14 protein-coding genes are annotated in these 14,755 nt (G+C 56.2%); 10 read left to right on the forward strand and 4 right to left on the reverse strand.

The genetic code is table 11. The features are described 5' to 3' along the window. The first annotated feature begins 27 nt into the window (after positions 1–27). The 5 genes from imuA to Q9R35_RS07585 all read left to right on the forward strand — a co-directional run bounded on the left by imuA (position 28) and on the right by Q9R35_RS07585 (position 6,150). Complete coding sequence (gene imuA / locus Q9R35_RS07565; RefSeq protein ID WP_252606524.1) at positions 28–765, forward strand: translesion DNA synthesis-associated protein ImuA; 738 nt, start codon at positions 28–30, stop codon at positions 763–765. Further along, positions 722–2,014 (forward strand): DNA polymerase Y family protein, encoded by a 1,293-nt coding sequence (locus Q9R35_RS07570; protein ID WP_063693784.1) that lies wholly within the window; start codon positions 722–724, stop codon positions 2,012–2,014. The genes imuA and Q9R35_RS07570 overlap by 44 nt, the downstream gene beginning before the upstream one ends. Further along, positions 2,011–5,208, forward strand: coding sequence for an error-prone DNA polymerase (locus Q9R35_RS07575; RefSeq protein WP_063693783.1), 3,198 nt, complete (start codon positions 2,011–2,013; stop codon positions 5,206–5,208). Before Q9R35_RS07570 ends, Q9R35_RS07575 begins: the two co-directional genes overlap by 4 nt. A 64-nt stretch (positions 5,209–5,272) precedes the next feature. Next, positions 5,273–5,734: a GatB/YqeY domain-containing protein gene (locus tag Q9R35_RS07580; protein WP_042480438.1), complete on the forward strand. Its 462-nt coding sequence runs from the start codon at positions 5,273–5,275 to the stop codon at positions 5,732–5,734. Then, entirely contained in the window at positions 5,731–6,150 is a 420-nt protein-coding gene (locus tag Q9R35_RS07585; RefSeq protein ID WP_311219614.1) for a PaaI family thioesterase, read from the forward strand. The genes Q9R35_RS07580 and Q9R35_RS07585 overlap by 4 nt, the downstream gene beginning before the upstream one ends. 180 nt (positions 6,151–6,330) lie before the next feature. On the opposite strand, the gene Q9R35_RS07590 is transcribed toward Q9R35_RS07585, so the two are convergent. Then, positions 6,331–7,431, reverse strand: coding sequence for an alkene reductase (locus tag Q9R35_RS07590; protein ID WP_252606521.1), 1,101 nt, complete (start codon positions 7,429–7,431; stop codon positions 6,331–6,333). Positions 7,432–7,587: 156 nt separating this feature from the next. Here Q9R35_RS07590 and Q9R35_RS07595 point away from each other — a divergent pair, with 156 nt between their 5' ends. The 5 genes from Q9R35_RS07595 (at position 7,588) to Q9R35_RS07615 (ending at position 11,711) form a co-directional block, all read left to right on the forward strand. Further along, positions 7,588–8,241 (forward strand): TrkA family potassium uptake protein, encoded by a 654-nt coding sequence (locus tag Q9R35_RS07595; protein ID WP_042480430.1) that lies wholly within the window; start codon positions 7,588–7,590, stop codon positions 8,239–8,241. A 3-nt stretch (positions 8,242–8,244) separates the two neighbouring features. Further along, on the forward strand, positions 8,245–9,612 hold the full coding sequence (locus Q9R35_RS07600; RefSeq protein ID WP_063693781.1) for a TrkH family potassium uptake protein: 1,368 nt from the start codon (positions 8,245–8,247) through the stop codon (positions 9,610–9,612). Between the two features lie 132 nt (positions 9,613–9,744). Next, the gene (locus Q9R35_RS07605) at positions 9,745–9,945 is read left to right on the forward strand and encodes a hypothetical protein (protein ID WP_223254031.1); all 201 of its coding nucleotides are present in this window, start codon (positions 9,745–9,747) and stop codon (positions 9,943–9,945) included. A gap of 76 nt (positions 9,946–10,021) precedes the next feature. Further along, entirely contained in the window at positions 10,022–10,633 is a 612-nt protein-coding gene (locus Q9R35_RS07610; protein WP_042480424.1) for a hypothetical protein, read from the forward strand. A 154-nt stretch (positions 10,634–10,787) separates the two neighbouring features. After that, positions 10,788–11,711, forward strand: a complete 924-nt coding sequence (locus Q9R35_RS07615) for an SUMF1/EgtB/PvdO family nonheme iron enzyme (RefSeq protein WP_311219615.1) — start codon at positions 10,788–10,790, stop codon at positions 11,709–11,711. On the opposite strand, the gene Q9R35_RS07620 is transcribed toward Q9R35_RS07615, so the two are convergent. Genes Q9R35_RS07620 through Q9R35_RS07630 form a run of 3 tightly spaced genes read right to left on the reverse strand, consistent with a single transcriptional unit; the run spans position 11,708 to position 14,551 of the window. Beyond that, positions 11,708–12,322: a helix-turn-helix domain-containing protein gene (locus Q9R35_RS07620; RefSeq protein WP_042480416.1), complete on the reverse strand. Its 615-nt coding sequence runs from the start codon at positions 12,320–12,322 to the stop codon at positions 11,708–11,710. The genes Q9R35_RS07615 and Q9R35_RS07620 overlap by 4 nt on opposite strands. After that, positions 12,312–13,385, reverse strand: a complete 1,074-nt coding sequence (locus tag Q9R35_RS07625; RefSeq protein ID WP_197313243.1) for a hypothetical protein — start codon at positions 13,383–13,385, stop codon at positions 12,312–12,314. Before Q9R35_RS07625 ends, Q9R35_RS07620 begins: the two co-directional genes overlap by 11 nt. Before the next feature lie 35 nt (positions 13,386–13,420). Continuing rightward, complete coding sequence (locus Q9R35_RS07630; protein WP_311219616.1) at positions 13,421–14,551, reverse strand: FAD-dependent oxidoreductase; 1,131 nt, start codon at positions 14,549–14,551, stop codon at positions 13,421–13,423. Between the last annotated feature and the right edge of the window lie 204 nt (positions 14,552–14,755).

A 14,755-nucleotide genomic window follows, 5' to 3' on the forward strand; every position in this document is an offset into this window, starting at 1 on the left:
ATTTATACAGCAACCAGGAGCACACCTATGGCAAGCGCACTTCGTTCCCTTTTAGACCTTCATCCCTCCCTTTGGACGGGCAAGCATTATGCGCATGCCGCGGGCGCGTGCCTGCCCAGCGGGTTTGACGCCCTGGATGCCGAATTACCGGGAGGCGGCTGGCCTGTAGGTAGCCTGATCGAGCTGCATGCACCGCAAGACAGCAGTGCCCTATCTTTATTGCTGCCAGCCCTGAACGCTCTGCAAGCAGAGCGCTTGCGGGTTTTGGTTGCCCCGCCCTATCAACCCATGCAACAGCTGTGGCACGGCACCCCTGCGACGACTGAGCAAAGTTCTTCTTCAGAAAACGCCTTGCTCGCCCGGATGATCTGGATACGCAGCCAACACCTGAACGACACCTTGTGGGCCAGTGCCCAGGCCCTGCGCCACGGCCATTGCGCTGCCGTGCTGAGCTGGTTGCCTGCTCATGTCCCTTTAGCGGCCTTGCGTCAGTTGCAGCTATTAGCCAGCCAGAGCGACAGCCTGTTTTTTTGTTTGCGTCCGGCGCACAGCCAGGCCAATAGCCCGGCCCTGCTACGCCTGGAACTTCAGACTCGGCAAGACCAGCAAGGACAGCCTTGGCTGGATGTTCATATCCGTAAACGACGTGGGCCACCTTGCAAGAACAGCATTGCTTTAGCGCCCCATCACACCTTGATGCCGCCAGCGGCCATTCCGTCCCATGTACCTGTGCCTGCGACTGCCCCAGAGCCTGCTTACGCCTGAGGCCAGCCCCAAGCAGCAGGACGATGTTCAAGCGGTTTTGCTGCGCTACAGTCCCCAACTGGCCCAGGTTCAAGCGGATTTATGGGTACTGAATATCAGTGCCAGCATTCGGCTGTTTGGTGGTTTGCGCCGTCTGTATCATCAGGTTCAGGCTGATTTGCAGACTCTTGTTCCCCAGCCCTGTCTGGCCCTGGCCCCAACGGCACGCGCCGCCTGCTTGCTGGCTTTATCCAAACGCAAGCAGCGCCGTTGCGTCCGTCGTTTGCAAGCCTGCTTGAACCCGCTTCCTGTCCACTTGCTGTCCCCACCCGCCGACCAGTTGCAGTGGCTGCATAGTCTGGGCTGTCATACCCTGGGCCAGTTACATCAACTGCCCCGTGATGGTTTATCCCAGCGTGGATTGCGCGGTCTTTTAGTGCAATTGGACCAGGCCTACGGCACACAAAGCTGGACGCTGGAATGGGTGCATGCCGCCCCGCAATTTACGCGCAGGCTGGAAATGGATACCCCGTCCAATAACAAACCCACCGTCTTGCGGGCCTTGAACCGGCTGTTGATCCTGCTGGAGGCCTGGCTGAATCAATATCAACTGGCTTGTGGACGCCTGGAACTGGTGCTTCACACGGAACGGTACAAGGACTATCCCATCGCCACCCGCCTGGAGTTGCAGATGGCCCGGTCCTGCTGGCGCACCCAGGACTTTCTGCCTGTATGGCAAGAACAGTTCCAGCAGCTGCAATTACATGCCGCCGTACAAAGCATGGTGCTGCAAGCCCAACAGCTGCACCCGCGCCAAACCCATGCCAGCAGCCTGTTTCCCGATGCGCGTCATTGGCAAGAGCAAGATCAACAGCTTCTGGAACGTTTGCAGGCCAGGCTAGGGGCTGAACAGATATTGACGCCCGCCGCCCAGGCCAGCTATTTACCGGAACAAGCGAATCAATGGCTGCCCCTGTCCAGCAGCCAGCCTAGCGCTCCTAGCAATGCCAGCTGCCCGGCCTTGCAACGTCCCTGCTGGATGCTGGACCCGGCTCAGCCTTTACACCACGATCAGCAATCCCCGCTTCTGGATAATCAGCGCTTGCGCCTGGTTCAAGGCCCGGAACGGATACAGACAGGCTGGTGGAGCGGTGCCGGGCATCAACAGCGGGACTACTTTATTGGCCTGTGTCCGCAAGGACGCTTGTACTGGGTTTACCGGGACTTGAGCCAGGAACACGCCTGGTATCTACACGGAGTCTTTGGATGAAACCCCACCTAGACCTCCTGTATTCCGAGCTGGACTGCCTGTCCAACTACAGCTTTCTGAATGGTGCATCCCACCCCGAGGAGCTGATCAGCCGCGCCGCCGAGCTGGGCTACAAGGCACTGGCCTTATGTGATTACGCTTCCATGGCCGGGGTGGTACGCGCCTATGCACAGGCCAAGCTGCATCCGGAGATCCGCTTGCTGGTCGGAAGCCGGTTCCGCTTTACGGGCGCGTGGAACAGTCCAAATCCACAAAGCACCAACCCCGAAGCCCGAGCCAGCAACGATGCTCAGGCTCATGAGCTGCTGATTTTGCCGCGCAACAAGGAGGGCTACGGCAATCTCTGCCAATTCATCTCGCACCTACATCAATCGCTGGACTTGAAGCAGGAGGCCTCCATAGACTGGTCTTTTTTGCAGCAAGCCCGCCAAGGTGCCCAACAGCAGGTTTTGCCGGACTGCCTGCTCATCTACAAGCCTGCGTATGGCCTGGATAGCGAGCACATCCAGCGTCAAACACAAAATCTGCTGGACTTGTTTGCAGGCCGCCTGTTTTTAGGGGTCAGTCTGCACAGGCGTGATCAGGATATGCAGCACTTACGTGCTGTCAGGCAGGCGGCGCAAACGTGTGGCGTGCGCTGTGCCGCTTTGGGAGGTGTTCATATGCATGTGCGCTCCCGCCAGCCCTTGCACGATACGTTGGCCGCCATACGCCTGAAAACGCCCGTGCAAGAATGCGGTTGGTCCCTGGCCAGCAATGCCGAGCATCACTTGCGCACTCGCTTTCAGCTGGCCAATCTCTACCCCGCCGAGCTGCGCGAAACCACCGAGTACATCCAGGAGCTGTGCCAGTTTTGTTTAAGCGAAATCAAGTATGAGTACCCGGTCGAGATTGTTCCACCCGGTCTCAGTGGCATTGAGTATCTGCGGCAGGAAACCGAGCGCGGCGCGCAGAGGCGCTACCCCAAAGGAATCAGCGACAGCTTGCGTACTCGCCTGGAAGAGGAACTGAGCCTGATTGCGGACCTGGGCTACGAGTCCTACTTCCTGACCTTGCATGACATCGTCGGCTACGCGCGCAGTCAAGGGATTTTGTGCCAGGGTCGGGGCTCCGCCGCCAATTCGGCGGTGTGTTATTGCCTGGGTATTACCGAAGTTGACCCTGCCAGCAGCCACACCTTGTTTGCACGCTTCATCAGCCGGGCACGGGCGGAACCACCCGATATTGATGTGGACTTCGAACACCAGCGCCGCGAGGAAGTCATCCAATACATTTACCGCAAATATGGCCGCCAGCGAGCGGCCTTAACGGCGGTGATCACCACCTATAGACGCCGTAGTGCCTTGCGAGATACGGGCAAGGCACTGAGCATTCCTCAAGCTTTGATCGAGGCCTTGATTCAATGCGATCGAGCCTGGCTGAAAGACACCCACATTCAGGATGAAGTCCTGGCGCGTTTTCCTGAATGCCCGCCCGAGCAAGCGCATCAATGGCTGTCCTTGACCCGTCAGCTAATGGGTTTCCCTCGCCATCTGTCTCAGCATCCTGGCGGTTTTGTGATTTCACAAACGCCCTTGCACAGGCTGGTGCCCATTCAGAACGCCGCCATGCCGGGGCGCAGCGTTGTGCAATGGGACAAGGATGATCTGGATGTGCTGGGCCTGTTGAAGGTCGACATTCTGGCTTTGGGCATGTTGAGTGCCTTGCGCCGTTGTCTGGACAGTATCAGCCAGCAAAAAGGAAAACCGTTTCGCTTGCAGGACATTCCTTTGCAAAGCGCCAAAACCTTTCGCATGATACGGCGGGCCGACACCATAGGCGTATTCCAGATCGAATCCCGCGCCCAGATGAGCATGTTGCCGCGCCTGCGCCCCCAATGCTTTTATGACCTGGTGGTGCAAGTGGCCATTGTGCGCCCCGGCCCCATTCAAGGAGGCATGGTGCATCCTTATCTGGAACGTCGTCGCGACCACAGCAAAGTCGACTACCCCGCCCCCGAAATCCGCCATGTACTGGAACGCACCTTGGGCGTGCCGATTTTTCAGGAACAGGCCATGGAGCTGGCCATGGAAGCGGCGGGTTTTTCAGCCGACAAAGCAGATGCCTTGCGGCGAGCCATGGCCGCCTGGCGTCGTCGTGGTGGTTTGGGGCCTTTTGAGCAGGAGCTGCTGGATGGCATGGACGCCAAAGGCTATGCCCCCGAATTTGCTCAGCGCCTGTTCGATCAGATCAGCGGTTTTGGGGAATACGGTTTTCCTGAAAGCCACTCGGCCAGCTTCGCCAAACTGGCCTGGTTCAGCGCTTATCTGAAGGCACGTTATCCGGAGCACTTTCTGGCGGCCTTGCTGAACTCTCAACCCATGGGTTTTTACGGCCCCAGCCAACTGGTTCAGGACGCACGCCGGCATGGCGTTCAGGTCTTGCCCGTTGATGTGCAATACAGCCTGTACGACAGTCATGTGTGTTCCGCGCCAGGCAGCTCGCGTCAGGTACGGCTGGGCCTGCACATGGTCAAAGGCTTGAGCGAGCAAGGGGCACAGGCCATTGTCAGTTACCGGCAAAACCACCCGGAACGTAAGCTGAATCTGGCCTGCCTGCGCCAGGAGCTGGCCCTGTCGGCCCACGATCAACAAGCGCTGGCCCAGGCCCATGCCCTGCGCAGTGCTTATAGCCAGCGCCGTCACAGTGTCTGGGATGCCCGCCGCCCCAGTCAGACGGGATTGCTTAGCCATGCGGAAACGCCGGACCACACTCCAGATCTGCCGCGGGCCAGTGTAGGGCTGGAGGTATTAAGCGACTACCAGGCCGTGGGCCTGAGCCTGGATCGTCACCCCTTGTCCTTGTTACGCACACAGCTGGCCCCCTTGCGATTTTCAACGGCAGAGCAGCTGAACCAAGCCTGCCCGGATCGGCGTCTGGCACGGGCTTGCGGGCTGGTGACTACCCGTCAACGCCCCGGCACGGCAAAAGGCACTGTCTTTGTGACGCTGGAAGATGAAACCGGCAGTGTGAATGTGATCGTGCGTGAAGAGCTGGCACAGGCGCAATCCCAGGCCTTGCTTCAATCTCGCCTGCTGGGTGTCTATGGTGTCTGGCAACGTGATGGCAGCGTATGTCATTTGATTGCCCGCCGTCTGGTGTCCATGAATCATCTGGTTGGTGATCTGGCCGCACGCAGCCGAGATTTTCAATAATCGGATTTTTCCCTACCCCGCCCTGCGTTAAACTAGGGCTTTGCCCGTTCAACCAGGAACCACCATGAGTCAAACACTCAAAACCCGTTTAGCTGAAGATATCAAAACGGCGATGCGCGCTCGCGATAGCGGACGCCTGGAGACCTTGCGTTTTCTGCAAGCCGCGATCAAACAACGCGAAGTGGATGAGCGTACCGAGCTGGGCGATGCTGAAGTAACCAGCATCATTGAAAAGCAAGTCAAGCAACGCCGCGAATCCATTCAGGCTTTTGAGTCTGCTGGTCGTACCGAAAGCGCCGAGAAAGAAAAATCCGAATTGCTGATTCTGCAGGAATATCTGCCTCAGCAAGCCGACAGCGCTGAAATTGATGCCGCCATTGCCGAGGCGATTACCCAGGCTCAGGCTGAAGGCGCTCAAGGCCCCGCTCTGATGGGCAAGGTCATGGGTTTGGTCAAAGCCAAGCTGGCCGGCCGTGCGGATATGTCCCAGGTTTCCGCTCAAGTGAAACAAAAGCTGAACCCATGAAGCATTTGCAGGCCGAACTGGCGCAGCCCAAACAGGATTTTTTCGGCACTCATATCCCCCTGATGCAGCACCTGGGCCTGCAAACTGTCAGCAGCACCGAGCAGGAAGTTATCACTTTTCTGCCCTGGCAAGCCTGTAATGCCAACTCCCGTGCCGATGTGCACGGGGGCACCTTGATGGCGATTCTGGACTTTACCCTTAGCGCGGCTGCACGAGCTCAACGCCTCGGCTCGGGCATGGCCACCATAGACATGAACTCTCAGTTCCTGCTGCCTGCGCGTGGCGATGTCTGGTTCAAGGCCCAATGTCTGTACCTGGAAGGCGATACCGCTTACTGCGAAGGGGGCGGGTACGATGAGAAAGAACGCTTGCTGGTCAAAGCAGCAGCCACATTTCGGGTAGTACGCGGCAGCTAAACGCCAAGGGCAATACGGCTTGGCATGAATGGGCCGCCACGAGCTTTCTTCACGTAAAGCACTCAGCCATCCAAGGCCAGCAGCGTGTTTCCAAGCGGCTATCGGATTGAAAAGAAGCGCATTAAAAAAGCCCGTTTGATACGGGCTTTTTTATTTCCGGCTACTTCACCGCAGACAGGATCAATGCGCCTGCAAATCCTCACCCACAGGCTGATCGCATTCAGGGCTGGACTTCAAGAAGGGATAATCCGTGTAGCCTTTGGGTCCCTGGGTATAGAAGGAACTTTGATCCCAAGCATTCAAGGGTGCACGCAATTGCAAACGCAAGGGCAAGTCCGGATTGGACAAAAAAGCCTTACCGAACGACACGGCATCTGCCATGCCTTTGGATAAAGTGGTCTGTGCCGTAGGCAAATCAAAATGTTCGTTGGCGATAATTGCACCACCAAACTGACATTTGATCATGGGCAACAAGCTGTCCGAAGCCGGGCTTTCACGCAGGAACAAGAAGGCAATATCACGTCGATCCAGCTCACAAGCCACATAAGAGAACAAACGGGCAGGATCGGAATCCTTCATCCCATGCAAACCACCACGCGGGGATAAATGCACGCCGACTCGGCCAGCCCCCCAAATGGCCACACAGGCATCCACAACCTCCAACAGGAAACGCGCCCGGTTTTCAATCGAACCGCCATACGCATCCGTGCGGGTATTGGAGCCATCATGCAGGAACTGGTCGATCAAATAACCATTGGCTCCATGGATCTCCACCCCGTCAAAACCGGCGCTGAGTGCATTTTGAGCCGCAACGGAAAAATCATCCACAATGTCGGCAATTTCTTCGCTACGTAAGGCACGCGGCACTACAAAAGGACGCTCGGGGCTTAAATGACTGACCATGCCCTCACAGGCAATTGCGCTGGGCGCCACCGGAATTTGGCCATTCAGAAACTCCGGATCAGAGACACGCCCCACATGCCACAACTGCAGCACGATACGGCCACCCTTGGCGTGTACGGCCTCGGTAATCGTGCGCCACGCATCCACTTGAGCACTACTCCAGATGCCCGGTGTGTGGGCATAGCCCACGCCTTGCGGCGATACCGAAGTGGCTTCGGCTACAATCAGCCCCGCACTGGCCCGCTGACAATAGTACATACGCATCAAATCATTGGGCATACGGCCCTCCGAGGCGCGCGCGCGTGTCATGGGCGCCATGATGATACGGTTCATGAGTTCAATATCACCCAGTTTGATTGGATCAAACAAACTAACCATTGTTTTACACTGTCCACTATTGATGTTTCCGCCAGGGCTTGAACGACACGCGCCCAAGGGAATACCCGATAAGGGTTTTTACCAGATATGTCTTTATACCATCAACGCTTAATTTGGCTTGAAATTGTTTCAAGCATCAAACGGATCAAATAAGCTATGGCACAGTTCGCCGTCATAGGATTAGGCCGCTTCGGTTCGGCCTGCGCCCTGGAACTCATGAAAATGGGCCACTCCGTACTGGGAGTGGATACCAATCCCAAATTGGTCAACAAATATGCGGACCAATTAAACCGTGCCGTCATTGCTGATGTCACTGACCGCCAGGCTTTGGAAGAGCTGGGGCTGGACAATTATGACGTAGTTCTGGTTGCAATTGGGGCTGATATTGAGGCTTGCCTGGTTTGCGTGGTTCACCTGAAAAGTTTCGGGGTTCCCACCATCTGGGCCAAAGCCATTTCCCACGCCCAGCATTTGATTCTGGCCAAAATCGGCGTAAACCGGATTATTCACCCCGAAGAAGAAATGGGCATACGAGTCGCCCAAATGCTGAGCTACCCCATGGTCAACGACTACATCACCCTGGGTAATGGCGATTACATTGTGGAAGTAACGGCCAGCGACAATATGAATGGCCAGACCATCAAAGACGTGTTGCGCGAGCAGATGGACGATGTGCAAGTGCTGCTGGTCAAGCGGCGTGGCCAAACCACCATCCAGCCCGATGCCGATTTTGCCCTGCATGCCAAAGACTTGCTGATTCTGCTTGGACAGCTGCAAGCACTTCGTACCGCCGCCCCCAAACTGGTTTGATGTATGCGCAACTGGCTGCCCAATAGTCTTACTCGCCGTCTTGAGGTCAATCCTCACGCCCGCACCCTGAGTGCCAGCCCGCCGCTGGTGTTGGCCCTGGGCTTTATGGCTCTGATTATCCTGGGCGCTATTTTGCTCAGCCTGCCGCAAGCGGCCGAACACCGCCTGGGTATTTTCCAGGCCTTGTTCATGGCCACCTCGGCCGTCACCGTCACGGGTCTGGCGGTGATTGACCCCGCCACAGATTTAACCCACTTTGGGCAAATTGTTCTGGCATTGCTGGTGCAAATTGGCGGCATGGGCTTTGTAACCTTTGCCGTGATCGCCGCCATCACCATGCACAAGCGCATCAGTGTCAGCCAACAAGCGCTGGCACTGGAAGCCTTTAATCAAACCAGTGTATCCCGCATTCGCAGCACGGCTTTTCAGGTATTCAAGATTGCCGCCCTGATTGAACTGACCGCCGCTGCGATTTTATTTCTGCGCTGGACGATTGATTTTCCCTGGACCACGGCTTTGTATCGGGCCCTGTTCCATGCGGTGACCGCCTTCAATAACGCGGGCTTTTCCTTGTTCCATGACTCCCTGATCCCTATTTCCGGCGATTTTGTTTCGGTCATGACCTTATCGGGCCTGATTATTCTGGGTGGTATCGGTTTTACCGTTCTGGCCGATGTAGGACAAAAAAAGCGCTGGCAAACCCTGTTGCCCTATACCAAGCTGATTTTGCTGGGCACCCTGATTCTGAACCTGATCGGTTTTTTCAGCCTTTGGGCACTGGAATTCAATAACCCCAAAACCCTGGGCATGCTCGGCGTGGGCGACCAGGCACTGGCGGCCTGGATGCAAAACGCCGCCACGCGTACCGCCGGCTTTACCACCATGGACATTGCCAGCCTGCGCGACAGCACCCAACTGACGCTGATCGTGCTGATGCTGATTGGTGGCGGCTCGCTCAGTACCGCCAGCGGTATCAAAATAGGCACCTTGATTGTTTTGCTGGCTGCCGTACGCTCTTACATCCGTCAGCGAGAAGAGGTGGTCCTGATGGAGCGCAGCGTCGCCCCTGAAACCGTCCAGAAAGCCCTGGCCCTGTTTTTGATTACCGGCGCCCTGTATTTCATCAGCGTCCTGCTCTTGACGCTGTTCGAGGACATGCCCATCACCAGCCTGCTGTTTGAAGCCGCCTCGGCCTTGAGCACCACCGGCATGAGCCACGGTATTACTCACAAACTGTCCACGCCCAGCCAGATCCTGATCATGGTGCTGATGTTCGCTGGTCGACTTGGCCCTCTGACCCTGATTTACTCGCTGGCCACACGCAAGCGCAGCCGTATTCGCTACCCGGAAGGCAACTTCCAGGTAGGTTAAGCCCCTCGCTAAACCACAGATATACAAGAAGTTTTAAGAAAAACGACTACTGTCATCGATTTTTGGTATGGTTAACGGATGTAAACATCGAACAACTACTGATCAGGACGCAGGCTTATGGATCACAGGAAGATGGCTACCTTAACCAAGCGCGCTGGAACCGGTCTTAGCGCGCTTTGTCGAGAACTGACCAGTCGTGGTATCAGTTACCACCCCCTGGTCGAGATGTATCAGAGTCAAATGGCCGTCATTGGTTTGCTCAGTGACGAAGTTGTCGCTCTGCGCAAAGAGCTGGACGATCTGAAAAAAGTAGTTAAGAAAAACGGCTCTTGAGCCGTTTATTTTTTGTCTGCCACTGTCGCATCTCCTCCCCCCAACTACACTCAATGAAGCGGCTCTGTTCAACCCCATGATTCTCACCCTGCCCCGTTTTTGGCTGTGCACCGCTTTAGCCTTGTGTTCTGCCACTGCCTACAGTCAAAACGATCGGGTGCTGTCTACTCAACAGCCAGCAGGCACCCCGCGCAGCATCCCCCCTATCCCTCCTGCCGCGCCCGTTCTGAATTACGGGACCGTCCTGTTCACGCCCGACTATCAGGGTGTACGCCTGCATACTTACCTGGATCAATGGCACAGCCAGACCCAGCTGGACTCCGGGGAGCTGGCCACGCCAGCGCGACAGGACAATCTGTTTATCGTCTTGCACTACCGCTATACCAACACGAGTCCACGTCCTCTGAACCCGCAAATCCACCGACCGCGCCTGTTTCTGATAGATCCTTCGGGACAGAAAATAGCCCCCAATCAGCGAGCCACACAGGACTATCGCTACGCTCACGATCTGGATACTGTTGGGTCAGACAAGATCAATCCATTGGTCAGCGTCTCGGATGTCGCGGTATTTGAAATCAGCCCCGCCTTATTTGACTCAAGCCGTTGGGGTTTTGTGATCCAGGAAGGCCAGCTCATCCGCATTCCTTTGAGCGTTGTTCCTGAAAAGTCGCCCGAAAACGCTGATTAAGCCTCTCCGAACCCCCTCTATTCCGATAAATCATTAAACTCTGCGCACAGACAAACCCGTCTTATGGGCAGGCATGGAATAATACGGGGCCATATAAGCGAAATTAATCAATAAAGCTCTCGCTTCGCCTGTCGTTCAGAGTAAGGAACCCAGATTGCGTCATACCCCCGTCCGGATCAGCGCCACCCTCATCGTTGCCAGCGTCCTGCTCTTGCTGGTCCTGAGATCGCTCCCCACGCGCCCCGAACCCGGCCCTGAAATGATTCCGGTAGAAGGCGGCTCTTTTATGGCCGGAAACTTCCAGGTCCCCATGCGCGTGCCCGGCGACGAACACTCCGTGCAATGGGTAGCGCAAGCCGATCAAGGCGCTCTGGACCCGTATCCGGTGGAAGTCAGCGCGTTTTCCATCATGAAAAAAGAGGCGAATAACGCCCTGTATGACCGCTTTCTGAAGCAAACCAAGCGCCCCGCCCGCTGGGAGCCAGTAAAAGGTGACGGCGAACAAGCCGCCAATATGCCCTACGACGAAGCCGAAGCCTTTTGTGCCTGGTTAGGGCAAAGCAATAGCCTGGACATGCGCTTGCCCACTGAAGCGGAATGGGAATACGCCGCCCGCAGCCGTGGCCAACTCTTTCCCTGGGCCACTGATAATGGTCAGTGGCAAGCAGGCCGTAATCTTCCCGAACACGGTAGCCAAGCGGATCGAAACAAGACGGGAGCCTTTCCGTCCAATCCGCTGGGCATCCAGGATATGGCTAACGGCCTGCATGAATGGGTCATCTCCGATCCGACCCGTGACCCGGCGCATGTGCGCATTTTCAAAGGCGGCAGCAATGAGGATGCCAGTTCACACAACACCATCCCCACACGCGGTATTGTCTTCCCCTTGTCGGAAGCGGCTATTGAGGCCAAACCCGAACTGGCCCGCTTGAAAGGCCGCCCCGTCGGCACTGTGCATTTTCAGAACGCCACTGCGCGTTGTGTCGCGCCCTTGAAGTCCAACGGCACACCACCCGTATCAACCACTACAAACACCATTCTGCCGCCTGTGTTTGACAAGGTGACAGACAAGCCCTAAACAATTCCTGGTGGTAAACCGCTGGTACAGACCGCGACAACCTTGGCGTCGTCTTCGCTGGTGGACAGATAGATATGCCCGATGCCGCTATCAAAATATGCCGACTCGTGGGCGTCCAGAAACAGGGTTTCACCGGTTTCAAACTGGATGGCAATAGAGCCGGACAGCACAATCACAAACTCCTGCCCGGCGTGACGGATATAGTCGTCAAACTCGCTGGCATCGCGTGAATCGATGACGGCCAGAATCGGGTTCATGTGCTTGCCGCTCAGCTCGCCAAACAACAAGCCATATTCGTAGTTGCGAGTGGCATAGCCAGGGGTAGCGGTGGATTTGTGGCTGGAAATGCCCACTTCAGTCGTGGGCAAAGGCTGCGCGGTGTCCTCATCCGGTACGGCAAACAAGGACCCCACCTCAATATTCAGGGCGCGGGCCAGAACCACAAACTTTTCATAGCTTAAGGTGACCTGCCCCAGTTCTGCTTTGGAAATGGTAGAAAGCGCCAAGCCGGTTTTTTCAGACACCTGCTTGAGTGTCTGTTTTTGATTATGTCGGGCTTGGCGCAGGCGGGTTCCTACCTGTTCCTTGCTGAGCAGTTCATTACGTAGCATTCCTGGATTGTAAGCGGCGCAAACGGAACCAGGCAATCAGAATCCAGGCCATCAAAACAAAGCCCAGGTAGCCGAAAAACGGGTAGACCGTGCCGACCAGATTGATGAAACCGATCTTGGCCCCCACCAGCCCCAGCACCCCGGCAATCGCCGTACCAATATTGAATTTGAGAGTATTAGGCGTAAAAATCCGGGCCGAAAAGGAATACAACACGCCCACCGAGGTGGTCAGAATCATGGCAAAAATCACCACGGACATGATGGTGCCCAGCAGCTTGGATTGCTCGGTTGCCAGCATCAGCATGGGCAAGGCAGCCGAGCCAATGGTGTCGATACGGCCAAACACGCCGGCGCTGATCAGCACAATCAAGAAGCCCAGCAGCAAACCACCCACCAAACCACCCAACAAGGCATTGCGACGTGATGTGGCCTGCGCCCCCGCAATCATCAGGAACGGCGCCCCCACCACCATGTTGTAGGACACGTACAGCAAAGAGCCCACTAGCCAATGTCCTGCACCCTGGGGTTTGGTATGCGCAATCACATCCAGTTCTTCCAAGGGCAAATCCCGGGTATTCCAGCTGTAAATACACAGGAAGATCATCATCAGAACCAGAAAGGGTGTGACACTGCCAATAAAGGCCATCACCCGATCCACGCGCAAGAACACAATCAGCACGGTAATCAGCATGACGGCAATACTGCCGTACTGCGCCGGTACACCCCACTGTTGCTCCATCAGCGAGCCGCCACCGGCAAACATCACCACGGCAATGGCATACATGAAGAAGGTAATCATGATGTCGACCACTACACCCAGTCGCGGCCCGCAAATCAGATACAAACCCTCTTTGAACGAATGCGATACCGAAACCTGGCTAAGCTCCCCCACGGCCATGCCCAGTATGGTGAAACACAGACCACTGACCACCCCTCCCAGCAGCCCCCAATACCCAAAGCTGCTGAAAAACTGCAATATCTCTTGTCCTGATGCAAAGCCGGCCCCCACCACCACACCGACAAAGGCCATCGCGATGCCCAGGATATTTTTTATATTCGACATGCTTTCTCCTCCGGGAGATCAAAGTGCTGCTGTTTTTATGTTCTGAAACGAGCGGGTGACACCACAGCCGGATCAATCTTCAAGGCCTTCAAGGACTCGGGCAGATCCTGCTTTTGCAACAAACTGGCCGCCAGCAAGGAAGCGCCGGCCGCAGTTTGAATCCCGTAGCCACCTTGACCAGCCAGCCAGAAAAAGCCCGAACATTGCGCGTCCTGACCAATCACCAGCTCACCATCGGGAGCAAAGCTGCGCAGCCCCGCCCAGGTGTGGCTAGGACGGCGAATGCGAAGTTGGGTGCGTTCTTCAATCCGGTAAATGCCGGTGGCCACATCCAGCTCCTCGGCCACCACATCATGGGCATCCACGTCGTCGGCATTGGCTGGCGAACCCAGCAACATGCCTGCATCGGGCTTGAAGTAGAATTCTTCGCCAATATCAATGACGGCGGGCCATTCACGATGGTCCACACCTTCAGGCGGCGAAAACAGGAATGCAGAACGGCGCTTGGGTTGAATGCCCAACGCCTGCACGCCACAGCGCTCGGCCAAAGTGTCAGCCCAGGCACCCGCCGCATTGACCAGAACGCGAGTGCGCAAGGTCGTGGGTTCGGAGTTGAGTTGCACTTCCCAGCATTCGCCATCCCACTTGGCCGACAGCACTTCCGTGTCCAGACGCAGCTTCACACCCTTGGCTTGTGCGCCTTTCAGAAAACCCTGATGCAAGGCATGGACATCCATGTCCTGCCCCTGGCCGTCATACAAGGCACCGGCCAATTGCGCCGGGTCCAGACATGGCACCATGGCCAAGGCTTCTTCGGCACTCAAGCGGCTGACATCCAAGCCTTGCTCATGCCAATCCTGATACTGGCTGTCCAGCAAACCCTGTTGCTCGGCGGTCCCCACATAGAGCACACCGCGTGGCAGCAAAATCGGCTGATCGCTAAAGCCCGCAGGCGGATGGCTGAAAAAATCGTTGCCTGCCACCGTCAAGGCTCGGATCGTTTCAGTACCGTAAGTTTCAACAAACATCGCGGCCGAGCGTCCCGTGGCGTGATACGCAGCATGGGACTCTCTTTCCAGAACCAGCACTTGGGCACTTTCGGGCAAACGGTAGGCCAAAGACACGCCAGCCATCCCGGCCCCAACGATTACGTAGTCATACACCATAAAATTCTCATATCCGATAATTGAGGGCTAATAGTAGGTCTTTCCAGAAAAAACATCCAAGAGGGTTTTTACTAGGCGGACACTTCTAGCTGCCTTGCAAGCTTTGTATGACGCCAGTTCCGAAGCCAATTCGATTTAAAAACAGACACTTCGGCTTGATACCGGTGTTGTCGCTTCGGAAAAACAGAAGAACCCGGACAGCTG

The sequence above is a fragment of the Alcaligenes sp. AB3 genome (assembly GCF_031844565.1).
GTDB classification, from domain to species: domain Bacteria; phylum Pseudomonadota; class Gammaproteobacteria; order Burkholderiales; family Burkholderiaceae_B; genus Alcaligenes; species Alcaligenes faecalis.

What these genes read in the sequence shown, in the direction of transcription:
- imuA (WP_252606524.1), top strand. Translation starts at nt 28, where the DNA reads ATGGCAAGCGCACTTCGTTCCCTTTTAGACCTTCATCCCTCCCTTTGG.
- Q9R35_RS07570 (WP_063693784.1), top strand. Translation starts at nt 722, where the DNA reads ATGTACCTGTGCCTGCGACTGCCCCAGAGCCTGCTTACGCCTGAGGCC.
- Q9R35_RS07575 (WP_063693783.1), top strand. Translation starts at nt 2,011, where the DNA reads ATGAAACCCCACCTAGACCTCCTGTATTCCGAGCTGGACTGCCTGTCC.
- Q9R35_RS07580 (WP_042480438.1), top strand. Translation starts at nt 5,273, where the DNA reads ATGAGTCAAACACTCAAAACCCGTTTAGCTGAAGATATCAAAACGGCG.
- Q9R35_RS07585 (WP_311219614.1), top strand. Translation starts at nt 5,731, where the DNA reads ATGAAGCATTTGCAGGCCGAACTGGCGCAGCCCAAACAGGATTTTTTC.
- Q9R35_RS07590 (WP_252606521.1), bottom strand. Translation starts at nt 7,431, where the DNA reads ATGGTTAGTTTGTTTGATCCAATCAAACTGGGTGATATTGAACTCATG.
- Q9R35_RS07595 (WP_042480430.1), top strand. Translation starts at nt 7,588, where the DNA reads ATGGCACAGTTCGCCGTCATAGGATTAGGCCGCTTCGGTTCGGCCTGC.
- Q9R35_RS07600 (WP_063693781.1), top strand. Translation starts at nt 8,245, where the DNA reads ATGCGCAACTGGCTGCCCAATAGTCTTACTCGCCGTCTTGAGGTCAAT.
- Q9R35_RS07605 (WP_223254031.1), top strand. Translation starts at nt 9,745, where the DNA reads ATGGCTACCTTAACCAAGCGCGCTGGAACCGGTCTTAGCGCGCTTTGT.
- Q9R35_RS07610 (WP_042480424.1), top strand. Translation starts at nt 10,022, where the DNA reads ATGATTCTCACCCTGCCCCGTTTTTGGCTGTGCACCGCTTTAGCCTTG.
- Q9R35_RS07620 (WP_042480416.1), bottom strand. Translation starts at nt 12,322, where the DNA reads ATGCTACGTAATGAACTGCTCAGCAAGGAACAGGTAGGAACCCGCCTG.
- Q9R35_RS07625 (WP_197313243.1), bottom strand. Translation starts at nt 13,385, where the DNA reads ATGTCGAATATAAAAAATATCCTGGGCATCGCGATGGCCTTTGTCGGT.
- Q9R35_RS07630 (WP_311219616.1), bottom strand. Translation starts at nt 14,551, where the DNA reads ATGGTGTATGACTACGTAATCGTTGGGGCCGGGATGGCTGGCGTGTCT.